The sequence below is a fragment of the Massilia violaceinigra genome, assembly GCF_002752675.1.
Taxonomy (GTDB): Bacteria; Pseudomonadota; Gammaproteobacteria; order Burkholderiales; family Burkholderiaceae_D; genus Telluria_A; species Telluria_A violaceinigra.
In genome coordinates this window covers 3108198-3125619 of record NZ_CP024608.1, presented here as the reverse complement: position 1 = coordinate 3125619, position 17422 = coordinate 3108198, and the positions used below count along the sequence as shown (strand labels likewise).

At 63.6% G+C, this 17422-nt stretch carries 14 protein-coding genes and 1 pseudogene; 5 read left to right on the top strand and 10 right to left on the bottom strand.

The window, feature by feature from the left end; genetic code table 11:
- Positions 1–43: 43 nt before the first annotated feature.
- The 3 genes and pseudogenes from CR152_RS14085 to CR152_RS14075 form a co-directional block, all read right to left on the bottom strand.
- The gene (locus CR152_RS14085; RefSeq protein ID WP_099875471.1) at positions 44–694 is read right to left on the bottom strand and encodes a hypothetical protein; all 651 of its coding nucleotides are present in this window, start codon (positions 692–694) and stop codon (positions 44–46) included.
- Positions 687–1379, bottom strand: coding sequence for a hypothetical protein (locus CR152_RS14080; protein ID WP_099875470.1), 693 nt, complete (start codon positions 1377–1379; stop codon positions 687–689). Before CR152_RS14080 ends, CR152_RS14085 begins: the two co-directional genes overlap by 8 nt.
- A gap of 132 nt (positions 1380–1511) precedes the next feature.
- Positions 1512–2474, bottom strand: a pseudogene (locus CR152_RS14075) (methyl-accepting chemotaxis protein); the annotation flags it as partial.
- A gap of 205 nt (positions 2475–2679) precedes the next feature.
- Between CR152_RS14075 and CR152_RS14070 the strand changes: the two are divergent.
- Complete coding sequence (locus CR152_RS14070) at positions 2680–3135, top strand: zinc-ribbon domain containing protein (protein ID WP_157778479.1); 456 nt, start codon at positions 2680–2682, stop codon at positions 3133–3135.
- 53 nt (positions 3136–3188) lie between these two features.
- Here the strand turns inward: CR152_RS14070 and CR152_RS14065 are convergent, their stop codons facing one another.
- Positions 3189–3788: a short chain dehydrogenase gene (locus tag CR152_RS14065; RefSeq protein WP_099875467.1), complete on the bottom strand. Its 600-nt coding sequence runs from the start codon at positions 3786–3788 to the stop codon at positions 3189–3191.
- 114 nt (positions 3789–3902) lie between these two features.
- Here CR152_RS14065 and CR152_RS14060 point away from each other — a divergent pair, with 114 nt between their 5' ends.
- On the top strand, positions 3903–4787 hold the full coding sequence (locus CR152_RS14060; RefSeq protein ID WP_099875466.1) for a LysR family transcriptional regulator: 885 nt from the start codon (positions 3903–3905) through the stop codon (positions 4785–4787).
- A 29-nt stretch (positions 4788–4816) separates the two neighbouring features.
- Here the strand turns inward: CR152_RS14060 and CR152_RS14055 are convergent, their stop codons facing one another.
- The 3 genes from CR152_RS14055 to CR152_RS14045 are packed head-to-tail and all read right to left on the bottom strand — an operon-like array spanning position 4817 to position 9044.
- Positions 4817–6253: an efflux transporter outer membrane subunit gene (locus CR152_RS14055; protein ID WP_229413389.1), complete on the bottom strand. Its 1437-nt coding sequence runs from the start codon at positions 6251–6253 to the stop codon at positions 4817–4819.
- 16 nt (positions 6254–6269) lie between these two features.
- Entirely contained in the window at positions 6270–7877 is a 1608-nt protein-coding gene (locus tag CR152_RS14050) for a DHA2 family efflux MFS transporter permease subunit (protein ID WP_099875464.1), read from the bottom strand.
- 9 nt (positions 7878–7886) lie between these two features.
- Positions 7887–9044: an HlyD family secretion protein gene (locus CR152_RS14045; RefSeq protein ID WP_099875463.1), complete on the bottom strand. Its 1158-nt coding sequence runs from the start codon at positions 9042–9044 to the stop codon at positions 7887–7889.
- A gap of 111 nt (positions 9045–9155) precedes the next feature.
- Here CR152_RS14045 and CR152_RS14040 point away from each other — a divergent pair, with 111 nt between their 5' ends.
- A complete protein-coding gene (locus CR152_RS14040) occupies positions 9156–9818 on the top strand; it encodes a TetR/AcrR family transcriptional regulator (RefSeq protein WP_099882325.1) in 663 nt (220 codons plus the stop codon).
- Positions 9819–9912: 94 nt separating this feature from the next.
- The gene (locus CR152_RS14035) at positions 9913–10098 is read left to right on the top strand and encodes a hypothetical protein (RefSeq protein WP_099875462.1); all 186 of its coding nucleotides are present in this window, start codon (positions 9913–9915) and stop codon (positions 10096–10098) included.
- A 181-nt stretch (positions 10099–10279) separates the two neighbouring features.
- Here the strand turns inward: CR152_RS14035 and lpdA are convergent, their stop codons facing one another.
- The 3 genes from lpdA to aceE all read right to left on the bottom strand — a co-directional run bounded on the left by lpdA (position 10280) and on the right by aceE (position 16276).
- Entirely contained in the window at positions 10280–12103 is a 1824-nt protein-coding gene (gene lpdA / locus CR152_RS14030; protein WP_099875461.1) for a dihydrolipoyl dehydrogenase, read from the bottom strand.
- A 13-nt stretch (positions 12104–12116) separates the two neighbouring features.
- Complete coding sequence (gene aceF / locus CR152_RS14025) at positions 12117–13463, bottom strand: dihydrolipoyllysine-residue acetyltransferase (RefSeq protein WP_099875460.1); 1347 nt, start codon at positions 13461–13463, stop codon at positions 12117–12119.
- A 116-nt stretch (positions 13464–13579) separates the two neighbouring features.
- Positions 13580–16276: a pyruvate dehydrogenase (acetyl-transferring), homodimeric type gene (gene aceE, locus CR152_RS14020; protein ID WP_099875459.1), complete on the bottom strand. Its 2697-nt coding sequence runs from the start codon at positions 16274–16276 to the stop codon at positions 13580–13582.
- Positions 16277–16575: 299 nt separating this feature from the next.
- Between aceE and folD the strand changes: the two genes are divergently transcribed.
- Positions 16576–17421, top strand: coding sequence for a bifunctional methylenetetrahydrofolate dehydrogenase/methenyltetrahydrofolate cyclohydrolase FolD (gene folD / locus CR152_RS14015; RefSeq protein WP_099875458.1), 846 nt, complete (start codon positions 16576–16578; stop codon positions 17419–17421).
- The last annotated feature ends 1 nt before the right edge of the window (position 17422 follow it).

The window sequence follows — 17422 nt, the reverse complement described above, 5'->3', positions numbered from 1 at the left end:
CACGCAACATCTGTGCGACAACGTACATACGGACGCAAAAGGACTATCGATATCTGTTTAATCGCTCATCGGCCTGGGCAAAAAGATTCTCGTTGGCATCTTGCGGCCCTTCGGCGAGGGCGCGTTCGAGCAGGGCCACGGTGTCGTGCTTGGGTTCGCGAAAACGCGTGCGCACGCGCAGCATTTCGTTGACCAGGGCCGTGTAGCGCTCGGGATGGTAGCGCGCGATCCAGGCCACCGAGGTCATGTCGGCGTAGGCTTCCTCGGTGCGCACGCGGCGCGTGAACCAGTCTCGCAGCGGGCCGATCCAGGCCACCACCGGCAGCAATTTTTCGTTATGCGGATAGCCGTTCAGGCGGCGGTGGCAATGGCCCACTTCATGCATCGCCGCGCCCGCCAGAAAGGTGTCGAGCAGCTCGGGTTTAATCATGGAACTGAGCTTGTCGGCGGTCGGATTATTGCTGGCCGAAACGACCAAAGTGCAGCGGCCGTTTTCGCTGGCCAGCCCGACCGGCGTATGGCCGGGCAAGCCGTTGCCGTCCACCACTTCCAGGTCGATCGGCATGCCTTGCGCGCGGCCATACGCGACCGCCTCGGTGGCGGCGGCGATCCATTGGGCTTCGGTGGCGGGAGCGGCGGCCGATGCCGCCGGGCCGGCCAGCGCCAGCAGTACGGCGGCGCACAGCTTATTCATCGTTGAGCAATCCGGCTTGCCACATCGTCACGGCGTCGTCGAAGGGGCTGGCGCCGCGGCCGAAACCGTCGGCATTCTTCGCCAGGCGCACCCAGGCGCGGGTATCGTGGCCGCTGCGTTCGACCGGCACGGCGTCGCGCAGGGTGGACAGCCAGGCATATACCCGACCGTATTGCGCGGGGTGCTGGCGCTGTACCCAGGCCAGCGCCACCAGATCGGCAAAACCTTCTTCGCGGCGCATGTCGCGCATGGCTTTCGATTCGGCCAGCATCTGCCCGTCGTGCGCATGTTCGTCGCCGGTTTCGACGAAGCCGGCCGGCAGGGCGTGCCACACGCCCTGCACGTAACGCCAGCAATGGCCGATTTCGTGGGCGGCCATGGTTTCGATCAGCAGCGCGCGCTCGGCTTCCGGCACGCTGTGCAGGATTTTTTCGGCATCGGGATTACCGCGCAGCGACAGCACCAGCTTGCAGCGGCCGTCGACAAAGCCCATCGCCAGCGGCACATCGCCGGGGCCGGCTTTTGGTTGCACGGTGATATCTATTGGCAAGTTCATACGTTGCGAATACGCCAACACGGGAGCGGCGGCCTTCAACCAGCGCGTTTCCAGCTCGGTCAGGGTGGCGCCAGCAGTGGCGGCAACAGGAATAAGGGCGAGCAGGGCAGTCAAAAGGTGCTTCAACATGGCGTTTCCTCAGGAGGTCTATAAATGCCTAAGAGCAATAATATAGACCTCTGGGACGCTTTGGGAAAAATATCTTTCCTTGTGGAAAATTCTCAACATGGCGCCATGTCAAGCTAGCGCCAACGCAAACAATCAGAAGGTTTCCCACGCGTCTGCAACAACGTCGGCACGCTTGCCGGGGCCGGCACTCTGGCCGTGCCCGCGCGCCGGGGCCGCCGGGACCCGTGCCAGCGCCCTGCTCTTCTGCGCCGGTCTGGCTGGCGCCGCAGCCTTGACCCGCGCCGCCGGGGCCGGCACGCGCGCGGCGCCTTCTGCCAGCACGAACACGCCCACCACCTGCGTCAGCGAAGCCGCCTCGCCATTGAGGGACGAGGCCGCGGCCGCAGCCTGCTCCACCAGCGCCGCATTCTGCTGGGTTGCCTGGTCCATCTGCCCGATCGCCAGGTTCACCTGCTCGATACCGGCCGTCTGTTCCTGGCTGGCCAGGCTGATGTCGGCCATGATGTCGGTCACCCGTTTGACGCTGGAGACGATCTCCTGCATCGTGCTGCCAGCCTGGTCGACCAGGCGCGCGCCGGCGTCGACCCGCTCGACCGAATTGCCGATCAGGGTCTTGATCTCTTGCGCCGCCGCAGCCGAGCGCTGGGCCAGGTTGCGCACTTCGGCAGCGACCACGGCAAAGCCGCGTCCCTGCTCGCCTGCCCGCGCCGCTTCCACCGCCGCATTCAGGGCCAGGATATTGGTCTGGAAAGCAATGCTGTCGATCACGCCAATGATATCGATGATCTTTTTTGAGGATTCGTTGATCGGGGCCATCGTATCGACCACCTGCGATACCACCGCGCCGCCCTTGACCGCCACCTCCGAGGCCGACAGCGCCAGCCCGTTCGCCTGGCGCGCATTGTCGGCGTTCTGGCGCACGGTGCTGGTCAACTCTTCCATCGACGAGGCCGTCTCTTCCAGGGTGCCGGCCTGGCTTTCGGTGCGTGCCGACAAGTCCAGGTTGCCGGCTGCGATCTCGGACGAGGCGGTGGTGATGGTCGCCGTGCCGGCCCGTACCTGGGCCACGATCTCGACCAGGCTGTACCGGATTTCCGGCCACAACACCGGCGAACCATTCTTCGGGCGCACCGCTGGCTGTCGCTTCGATGATGCGGCCGGACGGTTTGGAACCTGTTATCTCGGGATGGACCTGCAAGTCGCTTTTGCCGAATCGGTAATCCACAATCTCGAACCCATCGGTAGCCGGCGCTATCCATTCACGTAAAATATGCTTTTCAGCATTGGATGGAGTGTCAACTTGACCTCGCTCAACAACACCATTCCCGATGGTCGCCCGTCAACCGTTCCCGCCGATACAGGACTCTGGTCCGCCCAAAGCCAAAACTCGGTTCCGTGCCAGTTTGGATGGGTCACGCATTACACCGACAAGGAATATGTCTGCCGGACCTGCGGCGCACCGTGCATTTTTACAGCGCAAGACCAGAAATATACGTACGAGGTAAAAAAGGCTTACATCGACCAGGAACGCAAACTGTGCAGGCCATGCTGGAACCAGTCGAATGCCATTGCAGAACAGATCAAGCCTTACGTGACACGGTGGGCGGCGGAAAAAAATGGGCTGCAAAATGACATTGCGTTTCTCGCGGAATGGCTGGAACTTCTGACTGAACGTGAGCGCAACCTTTCTGGACGTTTCGACATCGCCCAAAAGAACGTGTTGATCAAATTGATCCGCAAAGCGGGTGCCCGATAGGGGCGCGGGCCAATACCTTCCCGTGCCATCCCGCCATCAATCAGTGCATCTTTCTACCACACGCGGTACACCTGCCCCGTCTGCGCGCCTTCCACGCTGCGGCTGTACGCCAGCGCCACGCGGCTGGCCGGCGCCGCCTCGAATCCGTAAAAATACGGGCCATACGCATCCAGCGATTCTTCCAGCACCGTCGGGCTGATGGCATTGATGCGCAAGCCGCGCGGCAGTTCGATGGCGGCGCCGCGCACAAACCCCTCCACGGCGTTATTCACTATGCTGGCCGACGCGCCGTACCGGATCGGTTGCTCCGCCACGATCCCGCTGATCAAGGTGATCGACCCGCCATCGTTCAGGAATGCCGGCGCCACTTGCGCCACATTCACCTGCCCCATCAACTTGCTGGCGATGCCAACCTGGAACTGCTCCGGTCCCAATTCGGCCAGCGGTCCGAAATGCACCGCCCCGGCGGCCACCACCACGGCGTCGACCTTGCCGACCTGCTCGAACAGATGCCGCACCTGGGCGATCTCGCGGATATCGGCGCGCACCTCGCCGCTGTTGGACCCCACGGTCACGATCTCGTGGCGCGCGGCCAGATGGGAAGAAACTGCCTTGCCGATGGTGCCGCTGGCGCCGATCACGATGATTTTCATAGCTACTCCATAGAAGTTAAGAAATGGGCGATGCAAGCAATCAGTATCGATCCCTTAGCAATGAAGATAAATGGACTAATATGACGGATATTGCTCACTCATGATTCGGAATCAATGGACAAGCTGCGCAGCATGGAGATTTTTACCGCGGTGGTGGACGACGGCAGCTTCACCGCGGCCGCCGCGCGTTTCGATATGTCGGCCGTGATGGTCGGCAAGCACATCCGCTTCCTGGAGGAGCGCCTGGGCGCGCGCCTGATCGCGCGCACCACGCGGCGCCAGAGCCTGACCGAAATCGGCGAACAGTATGTGGAGCAGTGCCGCAGCATCCTGGCGCAGGTGCGCGCGGCCGAATCGGGAGCCGAAGCGATGCGCCTCGCCCCACGCGGACGCCTGCGCATCAGCGCGCCCGTCACCTTCGGCAGTGAATCGCTCTCGCCGCTGCTGCCAGGCTATCTGGCGCGGCATCCCGAAGTAAGCCTCGACCTGGAATTGAACGACCGCCTGGTCGATGTGGTGGACGATGGCTACGATGCGGCCATCCGCATCGGCGAACTGGATGATTCGGGCATGATCGCGCGCCGGCTGCGACCTTACCGCATGCTGATCTGCGCCTCGCCCGATTACCTTGCGCGCCACGGCGAGCCGCGCGTGCCGGCCGACCTGGCCGACCACGAGTGTCTGGACTTCATGCACTGGAAAAAACTGGTGCGCTGGCGCCTGGGCGACGATGACGGCGGTGCGCCGGCGCGGGCCAGCCGGTTCCGGTCGAACAATGGCCAGGCGCTGAAACAGGCGGCGCTGGCGGGCTTCGGGATTGTGATGCAGGCGGAGGTGATGCTGGCGCAGGAAGTGGCCGCGGGACGGCTGGTATCGCTCCTGGAAGCGCATATTCCGGCGCCGCGCACGATGCACGTCATGTATCCGCGCGACCGTCAGGCCACGCCGAAACTGACCACCTTCGTCGATTTTCTGCTGGAGCACTTCGGCCCGCAGTAGCACGGCGTAGGCACCACTGCGGGCAAGGCTTAACGCGACGTCTGGGCGATGGTCGCTTCGGCCGTTTGCTGGGTCCAGCCGCCACCGAGCGAACGCGCCACCGCCACGCTGGCCAGCAGGCGCTGGGTGCGGATTTGCGCCGCGGCGCGGTCGGCATTGAGCGAACTGCGCTGGGCGTCGGTCACGTCCAGATAGGTCGACAGGCCACGCTCATAGCGTGCCTGCGCCACCAGATAGGCGCGCGCCGCGGCCTGCTGCGACTGGGCCTGCACTTCGCCCTGGCGCTGACGCTGCTGCACGTCCGACAGCGCATCTTCCACTTCGCGCAAAGCCGTCAGCAGCCTGGTTTCATGGTTGGCGCGCGCTTCGGCGTAGCGTGCCTGCGACATCGCCAGATTGGCTTTGTTGCGGCCACCATCGAAGAGCGGCAGCGACAAGGCCAGCGGGCCGATGGAAAACTGGCGCGCGCCGCTATTGGTCAGAGTGCTCAGACTCTCGGATGCGAAACCGAAATTGCCGGTCAGGGTCAAGGAAGGATAAAACGCGCCTTCCGACACCGCCACCTGTGCATTGGCCGCGCGCAGGGTCGCCACGCTCGACGCCAGGTCGGGCCGCTGCGCCAGCAGGCTGGCCGGCAGGCCGACCGGAATGGCCGGCGGCGCCGGCAGGTCCACCTTGGCGGCGGCGATCAGCGGCGACGACGGCGACACGCCCACCAGGGTGGCCAGGCTGTGTTCGAGCAGGTTGCGCTGACGCTGCACTTCGTGCAGGTCCGCTTCGGCGTTGGCGCGCTCGATGCGGGCACGCGAGACATCGAGTTCGTTCGACAGGCCGGCGTCGAAACGCGCTTCAATGAGCTGCTGCGATTCGCCGCGGGTTGCCAGTGCATTCTTGAGGATGGCCATTTCGGCATCCATGCCGCGCAGCTGCCAGTAGGTGCTGGCCACCTGCGCCGACAGCAGCAGGATCACGCCATCGCGGTCGTCCTGCGCGGCCAGGGCCTGGGCATCGGCCGCTTCCACCACGCGCTTGACGCGGCCCCACAGGTCCAGCTCATACGACAGCGAGGCGCCGACGAAGTAGTTACTCCCTTCGATCGAGCGCCCGCCCAGGGCCAGGCTTTGCGAGGTTTCGGCGGAGGTGCGCGAATTGGCGGCCGAGGTGGTGAGGTTGACGCTCGGCGACTGCGCGGCGCGCAGGTTGCCCATTTGCGCCTGCGCCTGCAGCAGGCGCTGCGCGCTGGCTTTCACGCCCGGGTTGTCGCGCACGGCGCGCTGCTCAAGGTCGTTCAGGATCGTGTCGCCGAACACGGTCCACCAGCTCGCCGGCAGACGCGCGCTGGCCAGGTTGTCGGCGCCGGCGTGGCGCCATGCCGGGTTGGCCGCGGCGACAGGTTCGACGAAATCGGTGCCGATGGTGGCGCAGCCGGACAGCGCCAGCAGCGCGCACAGGATCAGTGGCTTCAAGGTGATTCTCCCTACTTTAATGAGCGCCCGCGCCGGGACCGGACGGGGCTTTGACGTTGTCGGCGAACAGCAGCGCGCCGACGCAAGCGAACAGGAATACGGCCATGATGACAAAGCCATCGTTATAGGCCATGACATAGGCTTCGCGCCGCACCAGGCGGTCGATCACGGCCAGCGCCTGGTTGGCGGCGGTGGCGGGATCGATGCCGCTGGCCGTGAAGGCCTGGGTCAGCTGGTCCAGCCGTTGCTGCACCGGGGCCGACATCGCCGTGACCGACTGGCCGATGATCGCGGAATGAAAGTGCTCGCGGTTGGTGAGCGTGGTGGCCAGCATGGCGATGCCGATCGAGCCGCCCAGGTTACGCGTCATGTTGAACAGGCTCGATGCCGACGACATATCGGCCGGTGCGACTTTATGCATCGCGAAGCTCGACAAGGTCAGCATGATGAAAGGCTGGCCCAGGGCGCGCACGACCTGAGACCAGAAAAGCTGGTCGTATCCGGTGGTCGCATCCATGTGCGAATTCATCAGGCACGAGATGCCGAACAGGGTCAGGCCGATGGAGCACAGGATGCGGTTGTCGACCTTGGACGACAACGCGGCGGCGAACGGCATGATGAACAGTTGCGGCAGGCCGGCCCACATGATCACTTCACCGATCTGCATCGGCGTATAGCCGGCGATCTGGCCCAGGTACAGCGGCAGCAGGAACGAGGAGCCATACAGGCCCATGCCGATCACCGCCGACAAAATGGTGGCGACGATGAAGTTGCGCTGGCCGTACAGGCGCAGGTTCACGAACGGATCGGCGCGCGTGAGGCTCGTTGTCACCCACCCCACCAGGCCCACCAGCGACAGCGCGGCAAAGGTGATGATGAAGCTCGAATCGAACCAGTCCTTCGAATTGCCTTCTTCCAGGAAGATGGTCAGGCAGCCCAGGCCCATGGCCATCATGACGATGCCGAGCCAGTCGGCTTTCGCCAGCAGGCCAAGATTGCCGCGGTCGCGGTCCAGGCCCCACCAGATACCGCCGATCAGCAAGAGGCCCGGCACCCAGTTGATGTAAAAGATCGATGGCCAGCCGTACAGCTCGGACAGATAGCCGCCCAGGGTCGGGCCCATGGCCGGCGCCAGGGTCGCGGTCAGGCCGAAAATGGCCATGCCGACCGAACGGCGCGACGGCGGCAGCTTGGCCATCACCAGCGTCATCGCCATCGGAATCAACGCGCCGCCGGTAAAGCCCTGCAGCATGCGGAACACGATCATGCTTTCCAGGTTCCAGGCGGTGCCGCACAGGGTCGAGAAGACGAGGAACAGGGCCGTCGTGCCCATCATGTACATGCGCATGCCGAACACGCGCGCCAGCAGCGCGGTCATAGGGATGACGACGATTTCGGCGCACAGGTAGGCGGTCGAGATCCACGAGCCCTCTTCCTGCGTGGCCGAGAGGGTGCCAAGGATGTCCTTGAGCGAGGAGTTGGTGATCTGGATGTCCAGGATCGCCATGAAGGCGCCCAGCATGCCGGCGGCGACGGCGATCCAGGTGCGCATGTCGACCTTGTCGGAGATCGGCGGCGCTGCCGCCATTGCGCCGGCGGTCATGGTGTTGGTCGGGCTGCTCATGAACTGTGCTTAGTGGGCTGCGGGAGCGGCCGGTGCGGTCGCGGTCGTGGTGGCGGGAGCGGCCTGGCCAAGTTCGACTTCCGCCAGTGCCGACATGCCGGGCACCAGGCGGCCGCGCAGGGCCTTGACGTCTTCCGCGCGCAGCACGATCTTGACCGGCACGCGCTGGACGATCTTGGTGAAGTTACCGGTGGCGTTATCGGCCGGCAGCAGCGCGAACTGGTTGCCCGACGCCGGCGAGAAGCTGTCGATGCGCCCGACCAGCGGGTGCTTCGGCATGGCGTCGATCACCACGTGGACCGACTGGCCGGGCTGCAGGCCTGCCAACTGGGTTTCCTTGAAATTGGCGGTGATCCAGACGTCGTCCTGGACGATGGCGGCGAGCTGCTGGCCGGGCTGGACGCGCGCGCCCACTTCCACGCTGCGGCGGCCAAGGCGGCCTTCGACGGGCGCCACGATGCGGTTGTAGGCCAGCTGCTGCTGGGCGTCCTTCAACTGGGTTTGCAGGACCTTGATCTGGGCCTTGACGACGTCGCGCGCGGCGCCGGCGGCGGTGATCTGGGCTTGGGCCGCGACCACGGTGCCGCGGCGTGCCGACACGTCGGCGACGGCGCCGGCGCGGCCGGCGTTGGCGGCGTCGAGTTCCGCTTTCGACACGGCCTTCATCTGCGCGTTATACAACTGGCCGAAACGCTCGGCGTCCTGCCTGGCGCGCACCAGCTGCGCTTCCGATTGCAGTACCTGGGCCGAGGCGGCGGCGGCCTGCGCGCGCACCTGTTCGACCTGGGCGTCGGCCTGCAGTACCTGCTGCTGGGCGCTGGCGATCTGCGCCTGGATCTGTTCGACCTTGACGCGCTGGTCGGCCGGATCGAGTTCGGCGATCACGTCGCCCGCCTTGACGCTCTGGTTATCTTCCACCAGCACCTTGGTCACCACGCCCGCAATGCGCGCCGAAACCGGATGCACGTGACCGGACACATAGGCGTTCTCGGTCTCGACGAAATGGGAGCTGCGGTACCACATGCGCCCGCCCGCGCCGACTGCCACCAGGGCGATCAGGGCCAGAATGCCGCGCACGCGCCAGTTGGGCGGGGTCGCGGCGGGCGCCGCGACGGGTGGAACAACGGCGAGGGCTTGTGGCTCGGCCTTGGCTTGTGCTTGCGACATGGTACTGCTCCGAATAATGAAATGGGGTAAGTGCATTATTCCTTATGCATTGCATCAAGTCAAGAAATGAAACGATTGCATTTCATTTAAGATTGAATTAGAGTGATGGCCATGACGACAGCCAACCCTGCCCCACCAGTTCCGGCCGCCAAATCGGCGGGCCGTCCGCGCGCTAGCGAGCTTGAGGCGCGCCACAATAATCTGATCGACACGGCCGGCCAGCTGATGCTCAAGCACGGCTACGGCAAGGTCAGCCTGGAAACCATTGCCCGCGAAGCGCACGTGGCGGTGCGCACGATTTACGTCAAGTTCGGCGGCAAGGCGGGTTTGTTCCAGGCGGTGCTGCTGGCTAACCGCAGCCGGTTCTTCACGGCCAACGAAGTGGAACAGGACATGCGCCCGCTCAAGCAGGTCATTTCCGAATTCAGCCTGCATTTTTTCGACATGATCACCGCGCCGGAAGCCCTGAGCATGCAGCGCATGGTGATTGCGGAAGCGGCGTCGAATCCGGAATTGTCCACATCGTTTTACGAAGCGGGGCCACGCCAGACGCGCGATATGCTGATGCGCTATTTCGCGCGTGCCGATATCCGGGCCCAGTTGCGCGAGGATCTGGCGCTGGAACTGGTTCCGACGTTTTTGCTGAACTGCGTGCAGGGTGAGTACTTCGGACGGTTCCTGTTTCAACCGGTTCCGCAAGCGCGGGAAGAGGTGGTGACGGCATTGGAGCAGCGCCTGGATCTGTTTTATCGCAGCGTTCTGCGCGCGCCGTGAGGCGGTAGCGGGACGGCGTGCCAGGCAGAATGTGCGTCATCGCACCGAAGTGGTGCATCATTTCTGGCAAAGTTCAGTCTTTCAAGGAGGATGTATGAGCAAGTCTGCTCGCTACGAATGGCATGACCAGCAAGCGTCGCTGAATGAACGGATGAAGGGTTTTTTAGAGAACCCGAACATGGAACAACTTGAAGCGGTCGTCGCCGAAATGCACGCGTATGCGGCTGCCGCGCGCTCGGGGAATATCGAGATTCCTGCGCGGTGGGTGAGTTTTCACTAAAACGCCCCGTCGTTCCCGCGCAGGCGGGAACCCAAGTTCGTACTGCACCGACGACTACACGAAAACTGGGTTGCCGTGGGGGCGCCCAGCCCTGCGCGGGAACGACGATTTAGTGGCCGGGAGGACGATGAAAAGCCCCGTTGACGCATGGCGTGAACGGGGCTTTTTCTATTTACGGCTCTTACTTCTTGCGCACCGGCGGCAAGTCCGTGCACACGCCTTCATACACTTCCGCCGCCATGCCGATCGACTCGCCCAGGGTCGGATGCGGGTGGATCGTCTTGGCGATATCGATGCCATCGGCACCCATCTCGATCGCCAGCGCGATTTCGCCGATCATGTCGCCCGCATGCGTGCCGACGATGCCGCCACCGACAATCCGGTGCGTCTCGGCGTCGAACAGCAGCTTGGTGAAGCCCTCGTCGCGGCCATTGGCAACCGCGCGGCCGCTTGCGGCCCACGGGAAGTGGCCCTTCTCCAGCTTGATGCCCTTGGCTTTCGCCTCGTCTTCGGTAATGCCGACCCATGCCACTTCGGGATCGGTGTAGGCCACCGATGGAATCACCTTGACGTCGAAGAAGGCCTTCTCGCCATGCGCCGCTTCGGCGGCGACGTGCGCTTCATGCACCGCCTTGTGCGCCAGCATCGGCTGGCCCACCAGATCGCCGATGGCGAAAATGTGCGGCACGTTGGTGCGCATCTGCGCGTCGACCGGAATGAAACCACGGTCGGTGACCGTCACGCCGGCCTTGGCGGCCGCGATCTTGCCGCCGTTCGGGCTGCGGCCAACGGCCACCAGCACCATGTCGTAGATCTGCGGCTCGGGCGCGGTGACGCCGGCTTCCGCCGCTTCAAACGTGACCTTGATGCCCTCTTCCAGCGCTTCCACGGCAACCGTCTTGGTCTTGGTCATGACCTTGTCGAAGCGCTTCTCGTTGAACTTTTGCCAGACCTTGACCATGTCGCGGTCGGCGCCCTGCATCAGGCCATCGAGCATCTCGACGACATCGATGCGCGCACCGAGGGTCGAGTACACCGTCGCCATTTCCAGGCCGATGATGCCGCCGCCGATAACCAGCATGCGTTTCGGGATCTGGCGCAGTTCCAGCGCGCCGGTCGAATCGACGATGCGCGGATCTTTCGGCACGAACGGCAGGTTGACCACGGCCGAACCGGCGGCGATGATCGCCTTCTGGAACTGCACGATCTTCTTGCTGCCGTCGGCGGCGGTCACTTCGATGTGATTGGCGCTGACGAACTGGCCGACGCCCTGCACCACATTCACCTTGCGCATCTTGGCCATGCCCGCCAGACCGGTGGTCATCTTGGTGATGACCTTGTCCTTGTAGGCGCGCAGCTGGTCGATGTCGATGTCCGGCTTGGCGAAGCTGATGCCGTGCTTGGACATGGCTTGCGTTTCATCGATCACGGCGGCCACGTGCAGCAGCGCTTTCGATGGAATGCAGCCGACGTTCAGGCACACGCCGCCCAGCGACGCGTAACGCTCGATCAGCACGGTGTTCATGCCCAGGTCGGCCGAACGGAACGCCGCGGAATAGCCGCCGGGACCCGCGCCCAGCACCATCATCTCGCATTCGATGTCGACCTTGCCGTCGTACTTGGCCATGGCCGGCGCTGGCGCTGCCGCGCTTGGGGCCGCTGGCGGCGTCGGATGCGCAGGCGCCTGCGATTCGGCCCGGTCGGCCGCCGCCGGCGCCGGAGCCGCTGCGGCAGGTGCTGCCGCCGCAGGAGCCGCCGCGGCGCCGCCGGCTTCGTCGAGCACCAGCAGCATCGAGCCTTCGGCGATCTTGTCGCCCACCTTGACCTTGATTTCCTTGACCACGCCGGCATGGCTGGCCGGGATTTCCATGCTGGCCTTGTCGGATTCGACGGTGATCAGGGACTGGTCGACCTTGATCGTGTCGCCCACCTTGATCATCACTTCAATGACTTCAACTTCCTTGAAGTCGCCGATATTCGGTACTTTTACCTCGATTGTGCTCATCGCTGTGTCGTCCTTATAACAAGGTCTTGCGCAGATCGGCCATGACTTCGGCCAGATATGCGGTGAAGCGCGCGGCCATGGCACCGTCGATCACGCGGTGGTCGTAGGACAGCGACAGCGGCAGCATCAGGCGTGGCTGGAATGCCGCGCCGTCCCACACCGGCTTCATGGACGATTTGGACAGGCCAAGGATCGCCACTTCCGGTGCGTTGATGATCGGCGTGAAGGCCGTGCCGCCAATGCCGCCCAGGGACGAAATGGTGAACGTCGCGCCCTGCATGTTGGTGGGACTGAGCTTGCCGTCGCGCGCCTGGGCCGACAGCTCGCCCATTTCGACGGCGATCTGCGAGATCGATTTCTTGTCGGCGTCCTTGATGACCGGGACCATCAGGCCGTTCGGGGTGTCGGCCGCGAAGCCGATGTTGTAGTACTGCTTGAGAATCAGGTTGGCGCCGGTGGCGTCGATCGATGCGTTGAACGCCGGGTATTTCTTGAGCGCGGCGACGCTGGCCTTGATCACGAAAGCGAGCATGGTCAGCTTGACGGTCGACTTGGACTTGGCCAGCGCGGCGTTCGAATCGACACGGAACTGTTCGAGGTCGGTCACGTCGGATTCGTCGAACTGCGTCACGTGCGGGATCATCACCCAGTTGCGGTGCAGGTTCGGGCCACTGATTTTCTTGATGCGCGACAGCGGCAGCAGTTCGGTCGGGCCGAATTTGCTGAAGTCGAGCGATGGCCATGGCAGCAGGTCGAGACCCACGCCGGAGCCGCCGCCAGAGGCTTTGCTGCCGTTGCCAGGCGACGCGCTCGCGAGCACACCCTTGACGAAGTTCTGCACATCCTGCTGGGTGATGCGGCCCTTCGGTCCGCTGCCGGGCACGCGCAGCAGGTCGACGCCGAGTTCGCGCGCGAACTTGCGGATCGACGGCGAGGCGTGCGCCTTGGCGTTCGATTGGGCTGGTGCGGCTGCGGCGGCTGGTGCGTCTGGTGCTGGCGCTGCGGCTGGTGCCGGAGCAGCGGCGGCTGGCGCCGGAACGGCTGCGGCGGCTGGCGCGGCTTCCACCGGGGCAGGTGCGGCTGCGACGGCCGGTGCTGCGGCTGCCGGTGCGGCTGCTGCGTCGTCGCTTTCGAGGATCAGCAGCAGCGCGCCTTCGGCGACCTTGTCACCGACTTTGATTTTGAGTTCCTTGACCACGCCTGCGTGGCTGGACGGGATCTCCATGCTGGCCTTGTCGGATTCGACGGTGATCAGCGACTGGTCGACCTTGATGGTGTCGCCCGGCTTGACCATCAGCTCGATGACTTCGACTTCCTTGAAGTCGCCGATATCCGGGACTTTGACTTCCACAATGCTCATAGCGTTTACTCCGTTCTTATTCGTTTAGTCGCGCGCTCGCCGCACCCCGTAACTTGGGTTCCCGCCTGCGCGGGAACGACGAAGCTATCGGAGGTGCGGAAAAACGCCGGGCAAAGTTACTGGGTCACCGGATTCGGTTTGTCAGGATTGATGCCGTACTTGGCAATCGCATCGGCCACCACGGACGTCGCAATCACGCCTTCGTCGGCCAGCGATTTGAGCGCCGCCACCACGATGTAGTAACGGTTCACTTCAAAGAACTCGCGCAGCTTGACGCGGCTGTCGGAGCGGCCGAAACCATCGGTACCGAGCACCTTGTAGGTGCGGCCCTTCGGCATGAACGCGCGGATCTGTTCCGCGAACAGGCGCATGTAGTCGGTCGTGGCGATGATCGGACCAGTGGTCTTTTCCATCAGCTGCGTGACATACGGCAGGCGTGGCGCGTCGGTCGGGTGGACCATGCTCCAGCGCTCGGCGTCCTGGCCGTCGCGGGCGATCAGGGTCAGCGACGGTGCCGACCACACGTCAGCCGCAATGCCGAAGTCCTTCTGCAGCAGTTCAGCCGCGAAGATCGATTCGCGCAAAATGGTGCCCGAACCAATCAGCTGCACGCGCTGCTTGGCACTGGCGTCGCCTTGCTGCAGCAGGTACATGCCCTTCAGGATGCCCTCTTCCGTGCCTGGCGTGAGACCTGGCTGCTCGTAGTTCTCGTTCATCAGCGTGATGTAGTAGAACACGTCTTCCTGTTCCGCCACCATGCGGCGCAGACCGTCCTGGACGATGACCGCGACTTCGTGCGCGAAGGTCGGATCGTACGGCAGGCAGTTAGGAATGGTCGCCGCCATCACGTGGCTGTGGCCATCTTCGTGCTGCAAGCCTTCGCCGTTCAGGGTCGTGCGGCCCGCGGTGCCGCCCATCAGGAAGCCGCGTGCGCGCATGTCGCCCGCCGCCCACGCCAGGTCGCCGATGCGCTGCATGCCGAACATCGAGTAGAAGGTGTAGAACGGGATCATGATGCGGTTGTTGGTCGAGTACGAGGTCGCCGCGGCGATCCACGAGCTCATGCCGCCCGCTTCGTTGATGCCTTCCTGCAGAATCTGGCCGGCCTTGTCTTCGCGGTAGTACATGACCTGGTCTTTATCAACCGGCTCGTACAACTGGCCCTGCTGATTGAAGATGCCGATCTGGCGGAACAGGCCTTCCATGCCGAAGGTACGCGATTCGTCGACCAGGATCGGCACGATGCGCTGGCCCAGGTTCGGGTCGCGCAGCAGGGTCGAAATGATACGGACGAACGACTGCGTGGTTGAGATTTCACGGCCTTCAGCGGTTGCATCGAGCACGTTCTGGAACGCCGACAGCGCAGGCACCGGCAGCGATTCGGCTGCTTGCGGACGGCGCTGCGGCAGGTAGCCGCCCAGCAGTTCGCGGCGCTTGTGCAGGTAGACCATTTCCGGCGCATCGTCGGACGGCTTGAAGAACGGGATCTCGGCCAGCTTGTCGTCCGGGATCGGGATCGCAAAGCGGTCGCGCATTTCTCGGATCGCTTCGTCGTCGAGCTTCTTGGTCTGGTGCGCGGTGTTGCGCGCTTCGCCGGACTTGCCCATACCGAAGCCCTTGACGGTTTTCACCAGCAGGACGGTCGGGGTGCCCTTGTTTTCTTGCGCGATCTTGAAGGCGGCGTAGATCTTGTGCGGATCGTGACCGCCGCGGGTCAGGCGCCAGATGTCGTCGTCGGTCATGTTGGCGACCATCTCCAGCAGCTTCGGATGCTTGCCGAAGAAGTTCTTGCGCACGAAGGCGCCATCCTTGGCCTTGTAGTTCTGGTATTCGCCGTCGACGGTTTCCATCATCACGCGCTGCAGGATGCCTTCCTTGTCCTTGGCCAGCAGGGCGTCCCAGCCCGGGCCCCAGATGACCTTGACCACGTTCCAGCCGGCGCCGCGGAAGTCCGCTTCGAGTTCCTGGATGATCTTGCCGTTGCCGCGCACAGGGCCGTCAAGGCGCTGCAGGTTGCAGTTCACAACCATCACCAGGTTGTCGAGGCGCTCGCGCGCGGCCATGCCGATCGCGCCCATCGATTCCGGCTCGTCCATCTCGCCGTCGCCGCAGAAGACCCAGACCTTGCGGTTGGAGGTGTCGGCGATCGAGCGCGCGTGCAGGTACTTCAGGAAGCGCGCCTGGTAGATCGCCATCAGCGGGCCCAGGCCCATCGAGACGGTCGGGAACTGCCAGAAGGTCGGCATCAGTTTCGGGTGCGGATACGACGACAGGCCCTTGCCGTCGACTTCGCGGCGGAAATTGAGCATCTGGTCTTCCGACAGGCGGCCTTCGAGGAAAGCGCGCGCGTAGATACCAGGCGAGGAGTGGCCTTGCAGGTACAGCAAATCGCCGCCATGGTCCGCGGTCGGGGCGCGCCAGAAGTGGTTGAAGCCGATGCCGAGCATGTTCGCCAGCGAGGCGAAGCTCGAAATGTGCCCACCCAGGTCGCCGTCGGCGCGGTTGGCCTTGACCACCATCGCCATCGCGTTCCAGCGCATCCACGAGCGCAGGCGCTCTTCGTACTCCAGGTTACCGGGGCAGTGTTCTTCGAGGTGGGTGGGGATGGTGTTGACGTAGGCGGTGTTGCTGGAAAACGGGATGTGGGCGCCGCGGCGGCGGGCCAGGTCGACCATGCGTTCCATCAGGTAGTGGGCGCGGTCGGTGCCTTCATTTTCAATGACGGCTTCGAGCGCGTCGAGCCACTCCTTGGTTTCGAGCGTGTCGGGATCGTTGGCGGCTGCTGCCGTCAACTGGTCGAGTTGAGCTGACATTGATGCGTCTCCTTTGTTAGTGCCCTACCCGATCGAAATCAACGGCGGACGTTTTGCTGATTATTTACCAATACCCAAATTTAGTGGAGCAATTCTAACAGTAGTTTTCTGCTTTTTCAAATTACGATATATCGTTTCATATCGTGGAATTTCACTTGACGTGAACGTAAAGTCCATCTTTCTCCCAATGCAAGATTATGGGGAGTTCCCGGGATTCGGGGCACGCGATAGCAGCAGTGGCTTTATAATCCCGCTTTTCTCCGCACTATTTCTTCCCACTCTTTTCCCGGCTAAAAATCATGTCCGCTCAACTGATCGATGGTGTTCTCCTCTCCCAACAATTACGCGCAGAAATCAAGCAGCGCGCCACGGTCCTGACCGCCAAAGGCAAGCAGCCGGGGCTGGCCGTGATCCTGGTGGGGGAAGATCCGGCCAGCCATGTGTATGTGCGCAACAAGGTCAAGGCATGCGCTGACGTGGGCTTTCATTCGATCCTGGAAAAGTACGATGCCGACCTGACCGAAGCGGCCCTGCTCGACCGCATCGCGAGCCTGAACAGCGATCCAGCCATCCACGGCATCCTGGTGCAGATGCCGCTGCCCAAGCACATCAACCCGAACAAGGTGATCGAGGCGATCTCCACTACCAAGGACGTGGACGGCTACTCGGTGCTCAGCGCCGGTGAACTGATGACCGGCCTGCCGGGTTTTCGCCCGTGCACCCCGTACGGCTGCATGAAACTGATCGAAAGCACCGGTGTCGATCTGCGCGGCAAGCACGCGGTGGTCATCGGCCGCAGCAACACGGTCGGCAAACCAATGGCGCTGCTGCTCTTGCAAGCGAACGCCACCGTGACCATATGCCATAGTGCGACGCCGGACCTGGCTTACCACACGCGCCAGGCCGACGTGGTGGTGGCCGCCGTGGGTCGCCGCAACACGCTGACGGCCGACATGGTCAAGCCCGGTGCGATCGTGATCGATGTGGGCATGAACCGCGACGATGACGGCAAACTGTGTGGCGATGTCGATACCGCCGCAGTGCGCGAAGTGGCCTCGCATATCACGCCGGTGCCAGGGGGCGTGGGCCCGATGACGATTACCATGCTGCTGATGAACACGGTCGAAGCGGCCGAGCGCGGCTAAA